We start from the raw sequence: 16,641 nt of genomic DNA, 5'->3' as shown, positions 1-16,641 counted from the left end.
TCCTGCCCGTTCCTGGTTACTTCAACGCGCCCTTGGCCTTCAGCGCGTCGGCTTTTTCGGCGTTGTACCACCAGATCGACAGTTCGCCCAGAGCATAGGGGGGCAGGGTCACGGGATGTTCATACATATTGTAGTAGGCGACCCAGTTGTCCTTCTTGTAGTAGCGGGGGACGATCACGAATTCCGACCGCAGCACCCGGTCAAGGGCGCGGATCACCGTGGTCAGCTCCTCGCGGCTGGCGGCACCCTCGACCGCATCCAGAAGCCTGTCCACCGCCGGATTGGCATAGCCCATGCGGTTGCGGCTGGAATTGTCCCTGGCGACCGAGGCCCAGGCCTGTTTCAGCACGCCGCCCGGCTCCAGCCCGCCGTTCACGACGGTCGTCGGCAGCGCGTCGAAATCGAACACCGGCGGGCTGGCGCGCTCTTGCAACTGCGGGTCGTCGATGATGTCGAAACTGGCATCCACGCCCAGGGCGCGCAGGTTCTCGACATAGGCGATCATCACCGGCAAGAGGTCGGTGCGGGAATGGACCATCTCCATCCGCAGGGTCTGGCCAGCGGCATTGCGGCGAATCCCGTCATCGCCGACCGTCCAGCCGGCCTCGTCCAGCAGGGCCGAGGCCTTGCGCAGGTTCCTGCGGTCCAGCGCATTCGCCTCGGACGAGACGGGAGACACCGGCACCTCGTCGGTCAGGATGGCGGCGGGCAGGAGCCCCTCGTCGACCAGCGGTTGCAGCAGCGCCAGTTCTTCCGGCGTGGGCACCCCGGTCGCGGCCATCTCGGAGTTTTCCCAGATCGAGTTGATCCGCGCGAAAAGCCCGTAGAACAGCGATTTGTTCGACCATTCGAAGTTGAACATCAGGCCCAGCGCCTCACGCACGCGGGGGTCCTGGAACTGGGGGCGGCGCAGGTTGAAGATCACCGACTGGCCGCCGGCGATGTCGCCCGACGGGATCACTTCCTTGACCACATCGCTCGAGGTCACGGCGGGGAAATCGTAGTCATTGGCCCAGCGCTTCGGCAGGCTTTCGTTGCGGAAGGTGTAGACACCCGCCTTGAACGCCTCCATCGCCGCGTTGTCGTCGCTGAAATACTCGATGCGGATCCGGTCGAAGTTGTTCTGCCCGACGTTCAGCGGATGCGTCGCGCCCCAATAGTCTTCGTCCAGCTTGAAGACGACCCGCTGGCCGGGCTGGAAGCTTTCCAGGACATAGGCCCCGGTGCCGAGGAAAGGCTCCAGGCTCGACTTCTCCAGATCGCGGTTCTTCTCCAGATAGTCCTTCTTCGAGAAGATCAGCGTGCTGCCCGCCTGGGCCGGCATGTCGCGGAAGGGGGTTCCGGGCGTGAAGGTGAACTTGATGCGGTGGGGGTCCAGCACCTCGACCGACTGGAACTTGGCGTTGGCGACGCTGCGGTATTCCGGGATGCCCTTGTCGCGGAACAGCTCGTAGCTGAACAGCACGTCCTCGGCGGTCATCGGGCTGCCGTCCGAGAAGGTCACGTCCTTGCGCAGGTTGAAGATCACCCAGGATCGGTCCGCGGGATATTCCATCGTCTCGCACAAGAGGCAGTAGACGGCGCTGACGTCGTCCAGCGTGCCCGACAGGATGGATTCGTAGAAGATCGACGACAGCGCGGCCGCGCTGCCCTGGATCGTGTAGGGGTTGAAGGAATCGAAACTGCCCGGCGCCCACTGGCTGATCTCGCCGCCCTTGGGCGCGTCGGGGTTCACATAGGGCAGGTGGGAGAAATCGGCCGGAAGCTTGAGGTCGCCGAAGGTTGAGATGCCGTGCGAGACGATCACCTCCTGCTCCTGGGCGCGTGCGGCAAGGGCCGTCGCCGCCAGCGCCAGGATCAGCGCGCCGGTCGCGGCCAGCGCCTCGCCCCCCCTGCGCCGCACCACCGCCGCCGTCATCGACCCTGCGTTCCGCATCGGCAGACCTCCCGAACCTTCCGTCCCCATATTCATTTATGCTCCCATGCGGTTTGTCGAGCCAGCATGCTGCGACCTGCCTGCGCGATTGCGTGATTGCGCCGGGGGATCAGATGCCCAGCACGTCCATCATGTCATATTGCCCCGGCTTCCGGCCCTGCCCCCAGACCGCGGCCCTCAGCGCGCCCCGGGCAAAGATCGCCCGGTCGGTCGCGAGATGGCGCAGGACGACGCGCTCGCCCTCGGTGGCGAAGATCACGTCATGCTCGCCCACCACGTCGCCGCCCCGGATCGCGGAAAAGCCGATGCTGCCGCGTTCGCGCGCGCCGGTGATGCCGTCGCGGCCCGAGACGCGGGCATCCTCCAGCCGGACGCCGCGACCCTCGGCCGCGGCCGCGCCCAGCATCAGCGCGGTGCCCGAGGGGGCGTCGACCTTCATCCGGTGATGCGCCTCGACGATCTCGATGTCCCAGTCGGCATCCAGGGCCGCCGCGACCTTCTGGGTCAGGCGCACCAGCAGGTTGACGCCCAGCGACATGTTCCCGGCCCGCACGATCACCGCATGGCGGCTGGCGGCCTCGATCTTCGCCAGATGCGCGGGCTCCAGCCCCGTGGTGCCGATCACATGGCAGGCCCGGGCCTGCGCCGCCAGCGCCGCGAATTCCACCGTTGCCGCCGGGGCGGTGAAATCGACCACGGCCTGGGCCTTCGAAAAAGCCTCCAGCGGGTCGTCCGTCACCTTGACGCCCAGGGGGGCGCCGCCCATCGCCTCGCCGACGTCGCTGCCGATCCAGGGATGGCCCGCGCGTTCGACGCAGGCCACGAGCCGCAGCCGGTCGCTGCCCTGCGCCAGCCGGATCAGGGTCTGCCCCATCCGTCCAGACGCGCCGGTCACCACCAGGCCAGGAAGATCACCCATGCCGCACCCCCTTGCTTTCCCTTTCCCTAGCCGCTTCGCGCAGGCGTGAGAAGCCCGGCGTTGCAGGACGCCCGGAAAGGGCCTAAACGGGCGCAATGTCCAAGCGCACCCATACCGGCACCGGCCCCTCGCAACGCCAGCTGCGCGTCGGCGAACTGATCCGGCGCACCCTGAGCGACGTCCTGAACCGGGCCGAGATCCACGATCCCGAGTTGAACGCCATGTCGATCACGGTGGGCGAGGTCTCCTGCTCGCCCGACCTCAAGGTGGCGACGGTCTATGTCATGCCGCTGATGGGATCGGTCCCGGTGGAGGCGGCCATCGCGGCGCTGGCGCGCAACAAGGCGGAACTGCGCCACCGCGTCGCGCAGGAGATGACGCTGAAATACGCCCCCGACCTGCGCTTCCGCCCGGACGAGACCTTCGACCGGCTGGACGAAACGCGGCGGCTGTTCTCGGACCCCACCGTCCAGCGCGACATCGGGACGCCGGACGAGGAGGCGTGATGCTGCGCCTTGCGCTCGTCTTCCTGCTGATGCCCCTCGCGGCCGGTGCCGCCACCTGCCGCGATGCCAGCTTCGAGGGCACCTCCTATACCCTGTGCGAGGTGACGCTGGCCGACGACCTGCGCCTGTTCCATTCCGGCGCGGAAGGCCCCTACGGCAGCTTCCGCGCGGTGAACGAGGCGCTGGAGGCCGAGGGCAGGACGCTGGGCTTTGCGATGAACGCAGGCATGTATCACCGCGACCTTGCGCCGGTGGGCCTCTATGTCGAGGAAGGCAGCGAGGCCGCGCGCCTTGTCACCCGCGCCGGTCCCGGCAACTTCGGCCTGCTTCCGAACGGAGTCTTCTGCTGGGGCGAGCGGTTCCGGGTGATCGAAAGCCGCGCCTTCAAGGCCGAGGCCCCCGCCTGCCGCTTCGCCACCCAGTCCGGCCCGATGCTGGTGATCGCTGGCGCATTGCATCCGAAGTTCTTGCCCGCCAGCGACAGCACCTATGTCCGCAATGGCGTGGGCGTCAGCGCCGACGGCAGTCGCGCGGTCTTTGCGATTTCCAACGATGCCGTGAACTTCCACGCCTTTGCCCGCCTGTTCCGCGACGAGTTGGGGCTGGAGGACGCGCTGTATTTCGACGGCAACGTCTCGCGGCTTTACGCGCCCGAGCTTGGCCGCCATGACGGCGGCTTTCCGATGGGGCCGATCGTCGGCACCGTGGTTCCGAAAGGCTGATCAGGATGGGCCGCACGAAGAAGGGCCGCGCCGTCAGCGGCTGGCTGGTGGTGGACAAGCCGGCCGGAGTGACTTCGACCGCGGTGGTGAACAAGGTGAAATGGGCGCTCTCGGCGCAGAAGGCCGGCCATGCCGGAACGCTCGACCCGGATGCGACCGGCGTGCTGGCGGTGGCCCTGGGCGAGGCGACGAAGACCATTCCCTTCATCACCGACGCGCTGAAATGCTACCGCTTCCGGGTGGTGCTGGGGGCGGCGACGGATACCGACGATGCCTCGGGCCGGGTGATCGCGACCGGCGACACGCGGCCGACGGATGCGCAGATCGAGGCGGCGCTGACGCAGTTCCGGGGGCAGATCGAGCAGGTCCCGCCACAGTATTCCGCCGTCAAGGTGGACGGAGAACGGGCCTATGACCTTGCCCGCGAGGGCGAGGCGATGGACCTTGCGGCGCGGCCGTTGTGGGTGGAGCGGCTGGTGATCACGGGCCGCCCGGATCCGGATCATGTCGACCTCGAGATGGTCTGCGGCAAGGGCGGTTATGTCCGCTCCATCGCCCGCGACCTCGGGGTGGTTCTGGGGTGCCTCGGGCATGTGCAATGGCTGCGGCGCGAGTGGTCGGGGCCGTTCCGGGCCGAGCAGGGCGTGACGCTGGAGACCATCGACGCGGAAGCGAAGACCGAGGCGCTGGACGCCCGCATTTTGCCGCTGGAACTGGGCCTGCGCGACCTGCCGGAGTTCCGGGCGACGCCCGAAGGCGCGGTGCGGCTGCGCAACGGCAATCCGGGCCAGGTGATCGGCCATGCCGACTGGGGCACCGAAGGCTGGGCCAGCCTGGACGGGCAAGCCGTAGCGGTAGGGCACTATCGCGGCGGAGAGCTGCACCCCTCCCGCGTCTTCAACCGCTGACCTCCGACAATTCGACTAAAATCGTGCTTCCTCTTGGAGAAATACTCCACGGGGAGCGCGAGGGGTGTGAAACCCCTCGCTCCGCCATATGCCGCGGGCGCTGGGCCAAAGAAAAGGCCCCGCGTCGCCGCAGGGCCCCTCCCGATTTCGATGACCTGACAGATCAGGCCAGCGCGGCCTTGGCCTGGCCGGCGATGGCGTTGAACGCCTCCGGCTCGTGCACGGCCAGGTCGGCGAGGACCTTGCGGTCGACCTCGATCCCGGCTTTCGCCAGGCCGTTGATCAGGCGCGAATAGGTCATCTCGGCGTCGAACAGACGGACGGCGGCGTTGATCCGCTGGATCCACAGCGCGCGGAAGCTGCGCTTGCGGGCCTTGCGGTCGCGGGTCGCGTACTGGTTGGCCTTGTCGACCGCCTGGGTGGCGGTGCGGAAGTTGGTGGAACGGGCGGCATAGTAGCCGGCCGCCTGCTTGATCACCTTGCGGTGACGGGCATGGGTGACCTTGCCGGATTTGACGCGGGACATATCTGGCTCTCCTTAGCGGTCGTAGGGCATGTATTTCTTGACGATCTTCGCGTCGCTGTCGCACAGGATCATCGCTCCCGATGCGTCGCGGACGAATTTCGCCGTGCGCTTGATCATGCCGTGGCGCTTGCCGGCGGGGCCGGCCTTCACACGACCGGAGGCCGTGAAGCTGAAGCGCTTCTTCGCCGCCGACTTGGTCTTCATCTTGGGCATTTCCATCTCCGTGGTTTCAGGCACGACTCGGCATGCCACCTTGGCCGGCCGTGCGGGTAATGAAGCCGTCCCTATAGGGGCAGGCCGGGAAAGGTGCAAGGGGCCGCATTCAGTTGACCGCGCGCATCACCACGTTCAGCATCACGGTCGGGATCTCCTCGAAGCGATAGCCCGTCGGGCGGTACATCACCGCGGTCAGGATCATCGACATCGCCGCCAGCAGGATCAGCGCCCCGACCCTGGGCGGCCGACCCTCGACGAAGGCGGCAAGGAGCGAGGGGATGGTCAGCACGGCCAGGACGATGCCCAGTGTCAAAACCAGATCGGTATCCATGGCCCCCCCGACACCAACTGACGCAGGGGAAGGTTACTCCGGGTCCACGCTTGAAATCAATCGCTCGTCACAGGGCGCCACGCGCAGGATGTTGGTCGTGCCCTTCACGTTGAAGGGCACCCCGGCGGTGACGACGATCTGGTCCTCGTCGGTGGCGAAGCCCTCGGTCCGGGCCGCCCGCACCGCCGCCAGCACCGCGCCCTTGAAGCGTTCCTGCGGCTGGGTGATCACGCAATGCGCGCCCCAGGTCAGCGCGAGCCGCCGCGCGGTGGACATCAGCGGCGTCAGCGCGATGATCGGCACATGCGGCCGTTCCCGTGCGACCAGCGAGGCGGTGTTGCCGGTCTGGCTGAAACAGCAGATCGCCTTGATGTTGGTGGCTTCCGCGATCTCGCGCGCGGCGGCCACGATCCCGTCCGCCACCGATTCCCGCCGCACGACGCGGCTGGCCTCGATCACCGAGCGGTAGGTCGGGTCCTTCTCGACGCTCATCGCGACGTCGCTCATGGTGCGCACCGCCTCGACCGGATATTTTCCGGCGGCCGATTCCGCGGAGAGCATCACCGCATCCGCGCCCTCGTAGATCGCGGTGGCGACGTCCGAGACCTCGGCCCGGGTCGGGACCGGCGATTCGATCATCGATTCCAGCATCTGCGTCGCCACGATCACCGGCTTGGCCGCCGCCCGCGCCCGGCGCACCAGCCGCTTCTGGATCGGCGGCACCGAAGTCACCGGCAGTTCGACGCCAAGGTCGCCGCGCGCCACCATGATCCCGTCCGAGACCTGCAGGATGGCGTCATAGGCATTGACCGCCGCCGGCTTCTCGATCTTGGACAGCACCGCCGCCCGGCCCTTGACCAGGCTGCGCGCCTCGATCACGTCCTCCGGGCGCTGCACGAAGGAGAGCGCGATCCAGTCGACGCCCAGGCCGCAGACGAATTCCAGGTCGCCCCGGTCCTTTTCCGACAGCGCCGCCAGCGGCAGCACCACGTCGGGCACGTTCACGCCCTTGCGGTTCGAGATGGTGCCGCCGACCTCGACGGTGCAATCGGCGAAGTCCTTGCCGCAGGCGTTGACGCGCAGGCGGATCTTGCCGTCGTTGACCAGAAGCGAGGTCCCGGCCTCGAGCGCGGCAAAGATCTCGGGGTGGGGCAGGTTCACGCGGGTCGCATCGCCGGGGGCGGTCGACAGGTCCATGCGGAAGGCCGCGCCCTCGGCCAGGTCCTCGGCGCCGTTGGCGAAGACGCCGACGCGCAGCTTCGGCCCCTGCAGGTCGGCCAGGATGCCGATCGGACGGCCGAGGTCCTTTTCCACCTTGCGGATGATCTCGTGCCGCTGGCGGATGTCGTCATGCGCCCCGTGGCTCATGTTCAGGCGGAACACGTCGGCCCCGGCCTCGAACAGGGCGCGGATCATCTCATGGCTGCTGGACGCGGGGCCAAGGGTGGCCACAATCTTCACGTTGCGGTGGCGGCGCATCGCCATCCTCCTGCTGGTCATTACGGTTCGTGTGGGCCGGGTGCCTTATGGCCCAACTCCGCGCCTGCCGCAACGCCGGTTTCGCCATTCCGGGCCCCGGTTTCGCCGCGGCTCTCTGGCATCCGGGCGCGAGGGGCCGTAAGGAGGGAGACAGGGCAGCGACCAGAGCAGGGAATCCCGAGCCTTGGCCTTCATTCTTGACGGAGAACACCGCCCCGGCCGCTGGCTGGTCACCTGCGACCACGCCTCGAACCGGGTGCCGGACTGGGTGGCCGGCGGCGACCTTGGCATCCCGGCCGAGGACATGGCCCGCCACATCGCCTGGGACGTGGGCGCGGCCGGGGTGGCGCGCGAGTTGGGGCGCCTGCTGGACAGCCCGGTGATCCTGTCGGATTTCTCGCGCCTGGTGATCGACCCCAACCGGGGCGAGGACGATCCGACGCTGGTGATGAAGCTGTACGACGGCACGATCATCCCCGCCAACCGCCATGCCGGACCCGAGGAGGTGGAGCGCCGGCTGGATGCGCTCTATCGCCCCTATCACGCCGCCTATGCCCGGCTGGCCGCGCTGCGCCCCGACCGGGTGATCGTCGCGCTGCATTCCTTCACCCCGGCCCTGCGCGGCCGCGCGCCCCGGCCCTGGCAGGTGGGCGTCCTTTATTCGCATCTGGACGAGAGGTTCTCGAAACCGCTGATCGCCCGGCTGGAACGGGAGCCCGACCTCTGCATCGGCGACAACGAGCCCTACTCCGGCCACCTTCCCGGCGATGCGATCGACCGGCACGCCTTGCGCCTGGGGCGGCACAACACACTTATAGAACTGCGCAACGACCTGATCGCGACACCCGCCGAACAGGCGCATTGGGCGGCGCGGCTGGCGCCGATCCTGGCCGAAACACTGGAGGGCTTGTAGATGGACGACCAGACCCGGACGGAACTGGAAGCCGCCGCCTTCCGCGCGCTGGTGCATCACCTGATGGTCAAGCGGCCGGAAGTGCAGAACATCGACCTGATGAACCTGGGCGGCTTCTGCCGCAACTGCCTGTCGCGCTGGTATCAGGAAGCCGCGGCCGAGCACGGAATCGAGTTGTCGAAGGACGCCGCGCGCGAGATCGTCTATGGCATGCCCTATGCCGACTGGGTCGCGCAGCACCAGACCGGGGCGGATGCGGCCAAGCAGGCGGCGTTCCGGAAGGCCTTTGCCGAGAACGTCGGCAAGCAGGGCTGAGCCGCCTCAGAGTCCCGCCCAGCGCAGGCCCGCGACGATCCCGACGCCCAGGATCGCCGCGGCCACGTCGCTGCCGAGGACCTTGGTCAGCGCGACGACCGCCGTCAGCGCCAGCCCTTCGGCCAGCCCGCCCGCCTGAACGGCCAGCGCCGAGATCGCGGCCATCACCGCCAGCGGCGTCGCCCTGAGCGCCGCCTCCAGCCGGGGCGAGACCGGGACCAGCCGCATCAGCGTGAAGCCTGCGATCCGGCAAAGCAGCGCGGCCGCACCCATCACCAGCAACAAAAGGGGAAAGTTCCCGGTCATGCGGGGGGACGATACATCAGCGCCGCGACCGCGCCTCCGGCCAGGCCGGCGCCGATCACCGCCGCCGCCGGGCCGAGAAGCTGCGCGATCCCCAGGGCCGCCCCCGCCCCGACCGCGACCGGCACCAGGTCTACCCCCCGCCGCGCCATCGCCGCCACCATCGCGGTGGCGAAACAGGGCAGCATCAGGTCGAAGCCCAGGGCCTCGGGCCGGGGCAGGACGCTGACCGCCGCCGCCCCCAGCGCCGTGCCTGCGAGCCAGCCCAGTGCGATCGGCGCGCCGGTCCCGGCCAGATAGGCGCGGTCCTCCTCGCCCTGCGCGATGCGCCGCATGGTCAGAAGCCAGTTGGCATCGCCGAGCAGCAGGAGGCTGCCGTAGGACCGCAGGGGTCCCGCCTGCCAGAGCCAGGGTTGCAGCGCCGCGCCGAACAGGAGGTAACGCGCGTTGATCACCAGGATCGTGGCGAACAATGCCAGCAACGTCGCCTCTCCGGTCTGCAACAGGTTCACTGCCGCCAGCTGCGCCGAGCCCGAATAGATCGCGGCGCTGGTCGCCATCGCCTTCGCCACGCCGAACCCCGCCTGCGCCGCGACCAGGCCGAAGCCCAGGCCATAGGCGAAGATGCTGGCCGCGAGCGGCAGGCCCTCGCGCGCACCGCGCCGGAAGCCGTTCCAGGTGAAGAGCGCCCTGCCCATGCCCGCCCCCTTCCTCCATTGCCGGCCAGGGAAGGGTTAGAACCCGCCCCCCAGCCCGTCAACCTGCCGCCTCTTGCCGCGGGCCACCCGTTCGGCTTAGTCCGGGCCTGCGAACGACAGGACCCCGCGTGCCCAAGACCGCCGACATGATCCAGACGATCACGCAGGAGCTGCGACTGAACGCGGCGACCTTCATCGTGACCATCTATGGCGATGTCGTGGTGCCGCGCGGCGGCGTCCTCTGGACCGGCACGCTGATCGAGCTTTGCGCCGAGGTCGGGATCAGCGAATCCCTCGTCCGCACCGCCGTCTCGCGCCTGGTCGCGGCGGCGCAACTGACCGGCGAACGGATCGGGCGGCGCAGTTTCTACCGGCTGGAAAGCAGCGCCGTTGCGACCTTCATGGAGGCGGCGGACCTGCTTTACGGTCCCGACCGGCCCTCGAAGGGCTGGCAGATCATCCATGATCCCGACCTGCGGATCGAGGATGCGCGGCGGTTGCGCATGGGGCACATGGGCGGGCCGGTCTTCATCCGCCCCGACCGGGGCCAGCCCCTGCCGCCCGCGGCGCTGGTCTTCCATGCCGAGACGGTGACCACCGCCGAGCCGCTGGCCGGGTTCTGGGACCTGAGCGCGCTTCGCGACGGATATGACCGTTTCATGGCGCTGTTCGACATGCTGGAGCCTGCGCGCCTCTCCGACCATCAGGCGCTGGTGGCGCGTCTCCTCCTCGTCCATGCCTATCGCATGGTCCTCTTGCGCGATCCCCGCCTGCCGGCCGAACACCTGCCGGCGGACTGGAACGGCGCCGAGGCGCGCGCCCTCTTCCGCAGGCTTTATGGGGGCCTGACCCCCGGCGCGCACCGCCATATCGCCCTGTGCTGCGAGGGCGCGGATGGCCTGCTGCCGGCCGAAACCGAGGCCACCGCCCGCCGGCTGGCGCGTCTTCTCACTCCGGTCTGATCCTGCAAGCCATTGCGCGCGCATCGTAATTTCACGGCGCACGAAAGCATTACAAGGATTCTAAAAAAATCGCTTTTCCTGTGATGCTTCCAGATGTATACGTTGACCGATCGGTCGGCGAATGAGGAATCGCCGGTCTCAGCAGACAACAGGAGGAAGGATGCGCGACGCCTTCATTTGCGATGCGGTCAGGACGCCGGTGGGGCGTTATGGCGGTGCTCTGGCACAGGTGCGTGCCGACGATCTTGCCGCCGAGCCGCTGAAGGCGCTGATGGCGCGCAATCCGGGCGTGGACTGGTCGGCGGTCGACGACCTGATCTACGGTTGCGCCAACCAGGCGGGCGAGGACAACCGCAACGTGGGCCGGATGGCGGTGCTCTTGGCCGGGATGCCCATCGGCGTGCCGGGGACGACGGTGAACCGGCTTTGCGGCTCGGGCATGGATGCGGTCGGCATGGCCGCCCGGGCGATCAAGGCCGGGGACTGCGATTTCGTCATCGCGGGCGGCGTCGAGAGCATGAGCCGCGCGCCCTTCGTGATGCCCAAGGCCGAGACGGCGTTCTCGCGGTCGAATGCGGTCTATGACACGACCATCGGCTGGCGCTTCCCGAACCCGGCGATGAAGAAGATCTACGGCACCCATTCGATGCCGGAAACCGCCGACAACGTGGCGGCGGACTACGACATCAGCCGCGCCGACCAGGATGCCTTCGCGCTGCGCAGCCAGCAGCGTTGGGCGGCGGCGCAGGCGGCGGGTGTCTTCAAGGACGAGATCGTGCCGCTGGTGATCCCGCAGAAGAAGGGCGATCCGCTGGTCATCGACACGGACGAGCATCCGCGCCCCGGCACCACGCTGGAGCAGCTGGCGAAGCTGCGCGGGGTGAACGGGCCGGAGCTGTCGGTGACGGCGGGCAACGCCTCGGGCGTGAACGACGGGGCGGCTGCGCTGGCGGTGCTGTCGGGCGAGGCTGCGGCGGCGCAGGGCCTGACGCCCAAGGCGCGGATCGTCGCGATGGCGGCGGCGGGAGTCGAGCCACGGATCATGGGCGTCGGCCCGGCTCCGGCGGTGCGCAAGGTGCTGGCGCGGGCCGGCATGACGCTGGACCAGATGGACGTGATCGAGCTGAACGAGGCTTTCGCGGCGCAGGCGCTGGCCGTGCTGCGCGACCTTGGCCTGCCGGATGACGCCGCGCATGTGAACGCGAACGGCGGGGCCATCGCCATGGGCCATCCGCTGGGCATGTCCGGCGCACGGCTGATCACAACGGCGATGTACCAGCTGCACCGCACGGGCGGCCGCTATGCGCTTTGCACCATGTGCATCGGCGTGGGCCAGGGCATCGCCATCATCATCGAGAAAGTCTGAGGGAGGACCCACCATGTATGCACAGATGGTCAAGGCCGAAGGCGCCAAGTCCCGCGAGGAGATGAGCGAGCAGGAACGCGTCTTCCAGGACCGCATCGACCGGGGCGAGAAGATCGAGCCCAAGGAATGGATGCCGGAGGGCTATCGCAAGACGCTGATCCGCCAGATCGGCCAGCATGCGCACAGCGAGATCGTCGGCCAGCTGCCCGAAGGCAACTGGATCACCCGCGCCCCGACGCTGGAGCGCAAGGCGATCCTTCTGGCCAAGGTGCAGGACGAGGCGGGGCATGGGCTCTACCTCTACTCCGCCGCCGAGACGCTGGGCGTGAGCCGGGATGAGCTGCTGGCGCTGCTGCACAATGGCAAGATGAAATACTCGTCGATCTTCAACTATCCGACGCTGAACTGGGCCGACATCGGCACTGTCGGCTGGCTGGTCGACGGCGCGGCGATCATGAACCAGGTGCAGCTGCAGAAGACCTCTTACGGTCCCTACAGCCGCGCGATGATCCGGATCTGCAAGGAAGAGTCGTTCCACCAGCGCCAGGGCTACGACATCCTGCTGAAGATGTGCCTGCAGGGTACGCACGAGCAGAAGGAGATGGCGCAGGATGCGCTGAACCGCTTCTGGTATCCGTCGCTGATGATGTTCGGCCCGTCGGACAAGGACTCGGTCCATTCCGCGCAGTCGATGCAGTGGAAGATCAAGATCAACACCAATGACGAGCTGCGCCAGAAGTTCGTCGACCAGACCGTGCCGCAGGCCGAATACCTGGGCCTGACCATCCCCGACCCGAACCTGAAGTGGAACGAGGCGAAGGGTGGGTATGATTTCAGCGAGCCCGACTGGAACGAGTTCTTCGACGTCATCAATGGCAACGGCCCCTGCAACGTCGAGCGGATGGAGGCCCGTGTCACCGCCTGGGAAGACGGCGCCTGGTTCCGCGAGGGTCTGATGGCGCATGCCAAGAAGCAGGACGCCCGCCGCGCCGCCGCCCGCGTGGCTGCCGAGTAACCCATTTCCGGGCGGGCGCATTGCCCGCCCCCACCCTTCAACCTCCGGGAGGAGATACCGATGTCCAGCGAATGGCCCCTGTGGGAAGTCTTCATCCGCGGCCAGCATGGCCTGAACCACCGCCATGTCGGCAGCCTGCACGCCCCCGACGCCGAGATGGCGATCTGCAATGCCCGCGACGTCTACACCCGCCGCAACGAGGGCGTGTCGATCTGGGTCGTGAAGTCGAACGAGATCACCGCCTCGGCCCCGTCCGAGAAAGGCCCGCTGTTCGAGCCCTCGAACTCCAAGATCTACCGTCACCCGACCTTCTTCGACATCCCGGCCGAAGTGGGGCACATGTGATGGCGACCGCTGACATTGCGGTCGATCAGGCCGCCTATTTCGACTGGCTCTGCCGGTTGGGCGACAATTGCCTGGTGCTGGGGCACCGGGTCTCGGAATGGTGCGGGCACAGCCCCGTGCTGGAAGAGGATATCGCGCTGGCAAACACCGCGCTGGACCTGATCGGGCAGACGCAGCTTTGGCTGGGTCTCGCCGGCGAGGTCGAGGGCAAGGGCCGGACCGCAGACAAGCTGGCATACCTGCGCGATGCGGCGCAGTTCCGCAACGTGCTGCTGGTCGAGCGCCCGAACGGCGACTTCGGCCAGACGCTGATGCGCCAGTTCCTGTTCGATGCCTGGCACATGGAGCTTCTGCGCGCGCTGCAGAAGTCCAGCGACCCGCGCGTGGCGGAAATCGCGGCCAAGGCGGCGAAGGAAGTGGCCTACCACCTGGAACGCTTGGCCGATCTGGTGATCCGTCTGGGCGACGGGACCGAGGAAAGCCGCGCCCGGATGCAGAAGGCGCTGAACGTGCTCTGGCCCTATACGGGCGAGTTGTTCATGGCCGATGCGGTGGATCAGGCCGTGGTCGCGGCGGGGATTGCGCCTGCGCCGGAAAGCCTGAAAGCCGCATGGGACCGCACTGTGGCCGAGGTGATGGCCGAGGCGACGCTCTCGCTGCCCGAGGGCACCTTCCAGCACAGGGGCGGCAAGGCCGGCCGGCATACCGAGGCGCTCGGCTTCATCCTGGCCGACATGCAGTTCCTGCAGCGCGCCTATCCGGGCGGCACCTGGTAAGCCCATGACCGGCGCGGCGCTTCCCGATCTGGAGACGGTCCGGCACTGGCTTTCCCAGGTGCCGGACCCGGAAATCCCGGTGATCAGCCTGACCGACCTGGGCATCATCCGGGAGGTGGAATGGCAGGATGACACGCTGGTCGTCACGGTCACGCCCACCTATTCCGGCTGCCCCGCGACCAGCGTGATCAACTTGGACATCGAGGCCGCGCTGCGCGCCAAGGGGATCCAGAAGCTGCGGCTGGAACGCCAGCTTTCCCCCCCTTGGACGACCGACTGGATCACCACTGAGGGCCGCGAGAAGCTGCGCGCCTACGGCATTGCCCCGCCGGTGGACGGCACCGCCGCCGACGGGCGCCTTGCCGGCCGGGTGGCCCGGCTGGCCGGGACCTCGAACCTGGTGATCGCCTGCCCGCGCTGCGGGTCGGCCAAGACCGAGAAGGTCAGCCAGTTCGGCTCGACCCCCTGCAAGGCAAGTTACCGCTGCACCGACTGCCTGGAACCCTTCGACTATTTCAAATGCATCTGAGGATGCGCCCGACCGGGAGGACATGATGTCTCGCTTTCATCCGCTGAAGGTCACCGAGGTCCGCCGCGAAACCCGCGACGCCGTGGTGGTGACCCTCGCCCCGCGCGACGAGGACCGCGCGCTGTTCGACTTTACCCAAGGCCAGTACCTGACCTTCCGCCGCGCCTTCGACGGTGAGGAGTTGCGCCGGTCCTATTCGATCTGCGCCGGCCGGCACGAGGGCGTGCTGCAGGTCGGGATCAAGCGCGTCGACGGCGGCACCTTCTCGACCTGGGCCAACGAGAACCTCGCGCCCGGCGACGAGATCGAGGCGATGCCGCCGATGGGCAAGTTCTTCACCCCGATCGACGCCAGCGCCGAGAAGCACTACCTCGGCTTCGCGGGTGGCTCCGGGATCACCCCGGTCCTGTCGATCATCAAGACTGTGCTGGCAGACGAGCCGAATTCGCGTTTCACGCTGGTCTACGCCAACCGCGCGATCAACTCGATCATGTTCCGCGAAGATCTTGAGGACCTGAAGAACAGCTACCTCGGCCGCTTCTCGGTGATCCATGTGCTGGAAACCGAGGCGCAGGAGATCGACCTGTTCACCGGCCGCGTCGATGCCGAGAAGATGAAGGCGCTGTTCACCGGCTGGATCGACCCCAGGTCCGTCGACACCGCCTTCATCTGCGGGCCAGAGCCGATGATGCTGGCCATCGCCGCGTCCTTGCGCGACCACGGGCTGACCGATGCCCAGATCAAGTTCGAGCTGTTCGCCTCGGGCCAGCCGGGCCGCGCCAAGGCAAAGCCGGTCACCAAGGCCGAGCTGGGCACCGGCAACTCCACCGCCGCGACGGTGACCTTGGACGGCACCACCCGCAGCTTCCAGATGCCGCGCCAGGGGCAAAGCATCCTGGACGCCGCCATCGAGGCCGCTCTGGACGCACCCTATTCCTGCAAGGCCGGGGTCTGTTCGACCTGCCGCTGCAAGGTGATCGAGGGCGAGGTCGAGATGCTGACCAACCACGCGCTCGAGGATTACGAGGTGCGGGCCGGCTACGTCCTGTCGTGCCAGAGCTTCCCGATGACCGACAAGGTCGTCGTCACCTATGACGAGTGAGGACCAGATGACCCAGACGATGAACATCGAGGACTACCTCGCGCAGGGCGGCGTCCTGACCTCTCCGGGCAATGTGCCGGCCCGCTACCGGGGCGAACTGTTGCGGCTGATGTCCTCCTTCGTGGACAGCGAGTTGGCGGCCTCGGCCGGGTTCGCCGCGTCGATCAACTTCGCGCCGGGGATCAAGGAGCGGATCGCCGCCAGCCGGATCACGCTGGAGAAGGCCAACCATGCGGAACGCGTGCTGGCCGTGATGGCCGATTTCGGCACCGACACCGCGCGTTACCAGCGCCAGCACGACTGGGCGGCGCGGCTGCCGCGGGAGGCCGACTTCGGCTCGACCCGGACCGGGGGCGACATGCGGCTGTCGGTGTTCCACTACCCGATCACCGGCTGGGCCGATGCGGTGGTGATGAACGTGCTGATGGGCCTCGCCACCGGCGTCCAGATGACCGAGCTGACCCGCGTCTCCTATGCGCCGCTGGCCGAGGTCTTCCGCGAGATCGCCCCGCGGGAGGCGCGTCATGCCGCGCTGGGGATCGAGGGGCTGGACCAGCTTGTCGCCACCGAGGACGGCAAGGCCGAGGCCAAGGCCGCCGTCGCCTATTGGCGGCCGCGCGTCGCCGTGACCTTCGGCATCGCCAATTCGGCCCGCTACCAGACCCAGGCCCGGTTCGGCCTGCGCCATGCGACCAACGAGACCCTGCACGCCCGCTGGGACGCGCTGGTCGCCGAGACACTGGGCCCGATCGGCCTGAACTGACCTGACGGGGC

Annotated in this window: 21 protein-coding genes; 13 read left to right on the top strand and 8 right to left on the bottom strand. The window is 67.9% G+C overall.

What is annotated here, in order from left to right:
- Window positions 1–16: 16 nt before the first annotated feature.
- On the bottom strand, window positions 17–1,936 hold the full coding sequence (locus I7S92_RS05665; protein WP_197642518.1) for an extracellular solute-binding protein: 1,920 nt from the start codon (window positions 1,934–1,936) through the stop codon (window positions 17–19).
- A gap of 109 nt (window positions 1,937–2,045) precedes the next feature.
- Window positions 2,046–2,855: a 4-hydroxy-tetrahydrodipicolinate reductase gene (gene dapB, locus I7S92_RS05660; RefSeq protein ID WP_197642517.1), complete on the bottom strand. Its 810-nt coding sequence runs from the start codon at window positions 2,853–2,855 to the stop codon at window positions 2,046–2,048.
- A 95-nt stretch (window positions 2,856–2,950) separates the two neighbouring features.
- Between dapB and rbfA the strand changes: the two genes are divergently transcribed.
- Genes rbfA through truB form a run of 3 tightly spaced genes read left to right on the top strand, consistent with a single transcriptional unit; the run spans window position 2,951 to window position 4,991 of the window.
- A complete protein-coding gene (gene rbfA / locus I7S92_RS05655; protein ID WP_197642516.1) occupies window positions 2,951–3,361 on the top strand; it encodes a 30S ribosome-binding factor RbfA in 411 nt (136 codons plus the stop codon).
- Window positions 3,361–4,083, top strand: coding sequence for a phosphodiester glycosidase family protein (locus I7S92_RS05650; protein ID WP_197642515.1), 723 nt, complete (start codon window positions 3,361–3,363; stop codon window positions 4,081–4,083). The genes rbfA and I7S92_RS05650 overlap by 1 nt, the downstream gene beginning before the upstream one ends.
- Window positions 4,084–4,088: 5 nt before the next feature.
- Window positions 4,089–4,991: a tRNA pseudouridine(55) synthase TruB gene (gene truB, locus I7S92_RS05645; protein WP_197642514.1), complete on the top strand. Its 903-nt coding sequence runs from the start codon at window positions 4,089–4,091 to the stop codon at window positions 4,989–4,991.
- Window positions 4,992–5,154: 163 nt separating this feature from the next.
- Here truB and rplT read toward each other — a convergent pair whose 3' ends face one another.
- The 4 genes from rplT to pyk form a co-directional block, all read right to left on the bottom strand.
- Window positions 5,155–5,517 (bottom strand): 50S ribosomal protein L20, encoded by a 363-nt coding sequence (rplT, locus tag I7S92_RS05640; RefSeq protein WP_197642513.1) that lies wholly within the window; start codon window positions 5,515–5,517, stop codon window positions 5,155–5,157.
- A 12-nt stretch (window positions 5,518–5,529) separates the two neighbouring features.
- Complete coding sequence (rpmI, locus tag I7S92_RS05635; protein WP_197642512.1) at window positions 5,530–5,730, bottom strand: 50S ribosomal protein L35; 201 nt, start codon at window positions 5,728–5,730, stop codon at window positions 5,530–5,532.
- 109 nt (window positions 5,731–5,839) lie between these two features.
- A complete protein-coding gene (locus tag I7S92_RS05630; protein WP_197642511.1) occupies window positions 5,840–6,064 on the bottom strand; it encodes a hypothetical protein in 225 nt (74 codons plus the stop codon).
- Between the two features lie 33 nt (window positions 6,065–6,097).
- Complete coding sequence (gene pyk, locus I7S92_RS05625) at window positions 6,098–7,543, bottom strand: pyruvate kinase (protein WP_197642510.1); 1,446 nt, start codon at window positions 7,541–7,543, stop codon at window positions 6,098–6,100.
- Window positions 7,544–7,727: 184 nt separating this feature from the next.
- Here pyk and I7S92_RS05620 point away from each other — a divergent pair, with 184 nt between their 5' ends.
- Window positions 7,728–8,456 carry an N-formylglutamate amidohydrolase gene (locus I7S92_RS05620; protein WP_197642509.1) on the top strand — a complete coding sequence of 243 codons (729 nt, stop codon included), beginning with the start codon at window positions 7,728–7,730 and terminating at the stop codon, window positions 8,454–8,456.
- Complete coding sequence (locus I7S92_RS05615; RefSeq protein WP_197642508.1) at window positions 8,457–8,771, top strand: DUF1244 domain-containing protein; 315 nt, start codon at window positions 8,457–8,459, stop codon at window positions 8,769–8,771.
- A gap of 6 nt (window positions 8,772–8,777) precedes the next feature.
- On the opposite strand, the gene I7S92_RS05610 is transcribed toward I7S92_RS05615, so the two are convergent.
- Together I7S92_RS05610 and I7S92_RS05605 are read right to left on the bottom strand one after the other, a co-directional pair.
- Window positions 8,778–9,077 (bottom strand): AzlD family protein, encoded by a 300-nt coding sequence (locus I7S92_RS05610; RefSeq protein WP_197642507.1) that lies wholly within the window; start codon window positions 9,075–9,077, stop codon window positions 8,778–8,780.
- Window positions 9,074–9,772: an AzlC family ABC transporter permease gene (locus tag I7S92_RS05605; protein WP_197642506.1), complete on the bottom strand. Its 699-nt coding sequence runs from the start codon at window positions 9,770–9,772 to the stop codon at window positions 9,074–9,076. The genes I7S92_RS05610 and I7S92_RS05605 overlap by 4 nt, the downstream gene beginning before the upstream one ends.
- Window positions 9,773–9,900: 128 nt before the next feature.
- Here I7S92_RS05605 and I7S92_RS05600 point away from each other — a divergent pair, with 128 nt between their 5' ends.
- From I7S92_RS05600 to I7S92_RS05565, 8 genes are all read left to right on the top strand, one after another.
- A complete protein-coding gene (locus I7S92_RS05600; RefSeq protein ID WP_354001305.1) occupies window positions 9,901–10,734 on the top strand; it encodes a PaaX family transcriptional regulator C-terminal domain-containing protein in 834 nt (277 codons plus the stop codon).
- Window positions 10,735–10,894: 160 nt separating this feature from the next.
- Window positions 10,895–12,100, top strand: a complete 1,206-nt coding sequence (gene pcaF / locus I7S92_RS05595; protein ID WP_197642505.1) for a 3-oxoadipyl-CoA thiolase — start codon at window positions 10,895–10,897, stop codon at window positions 12,098–12,100.
- Between the two features lie 13 nt (window positions 12,101–12,113).
- Window positions 12,114–13,115: a 1,2-phenylacetyl-CoA epoxidase subunit PaaA gene (gene paaA, locus I7S92_RS05590; RefSeq protein ID WP_197642504.1), complete on the top strand. Its 1,002-nt coding sequence runs from the start codon at window positions 12,114–12,116 to the stop codon at window positions 13,113–13,115.
- Window positions 13,116–13,175: 60 nt separating this feature from the next.
- Window positions 13,176–13,460, top strand: coding sequence for a 1,2-phenylacetyl-CoA epoxidase subunit PaaB (gene paaB / locus I7S92_RS05585; RefSeq protein ID WP_197642503.1), 285 nt, complete (start codon window positions 13,176–13,178; stop codon window positions 13,458–13,460).
- Window positions 13,460–14,236, top strand: coding sequence for a 1,2-phenylacetyl-CoA epoxidase subunit PaaC (gene paaC / locus I7S92_RS05580; protein ID WP_197642502.1), 777 nt, complete (start codon window positions 13,460–13,462; stop codon window positions 14,234–14,236). The genes paaB and paaC overlap by 1 nt, the downstream gene beginning before the upstream one ends.
- Window positions 14,237–14,240: 4 nt before the next feature.
- Window positions 14,241–14,765 (top strand): 1,2-phenylacetyl-CoA epoxidase subunit PaaD, encoded by a 525-nt coding sequence (gene paaD, locus I7S92_RS05575; protein WP_197642501.1) that lies wholly within the window; start codon window positions 14,241–14,243, stop codon window positions 14,763–14,765.
- Window positions 14,766–14,790: 25 nt separating this feature from the next.
- Window positions 14,791–15,867: a 1,2-phenylacetyl-CoA epoxidase subunit PaaE gene (paaE, locus tag I7S92_RS05570; RefSeq protein WP_197642500.1), complete on the top strand. Its 1,077-nt coding sequence runs from the start codon at window positions 14,791–14,793 to the stop codon at window positions 15,865–15,867.
- 7 nt (window positions 15,868–15,874) lie between these two features.
- Complete coding sequence (locus tag I7S92_RS05565; RefSeq protein WP_197642499.1) at window positions 15,875–16,630, top strand: Phenylacetic acid catabolic protein; 756 nt, start codon at window positions 15,875–15,877, stop codon at window positions 16,628–16,630.
- The last annotated feature ends 11 nt before the right edge of the window (window positions 16,631–16,641 follow it).

This window comes from Tabrizicola soli, assembly GCF_015999335.1.
In the GTDB taxonomy this organism is placed as follows: Bacteria; Pseudomonadota; Alphaproteobacteria; order Rhodobacterales; family Rhodobacteraceae; genus Tabrizicola; species Tabrizicola soli.
The sequence above is the reverse complement of the archived record's forward strand: the minus strand, read 5'-3'. Positions and strand labels throughout refer to the sequence as shown.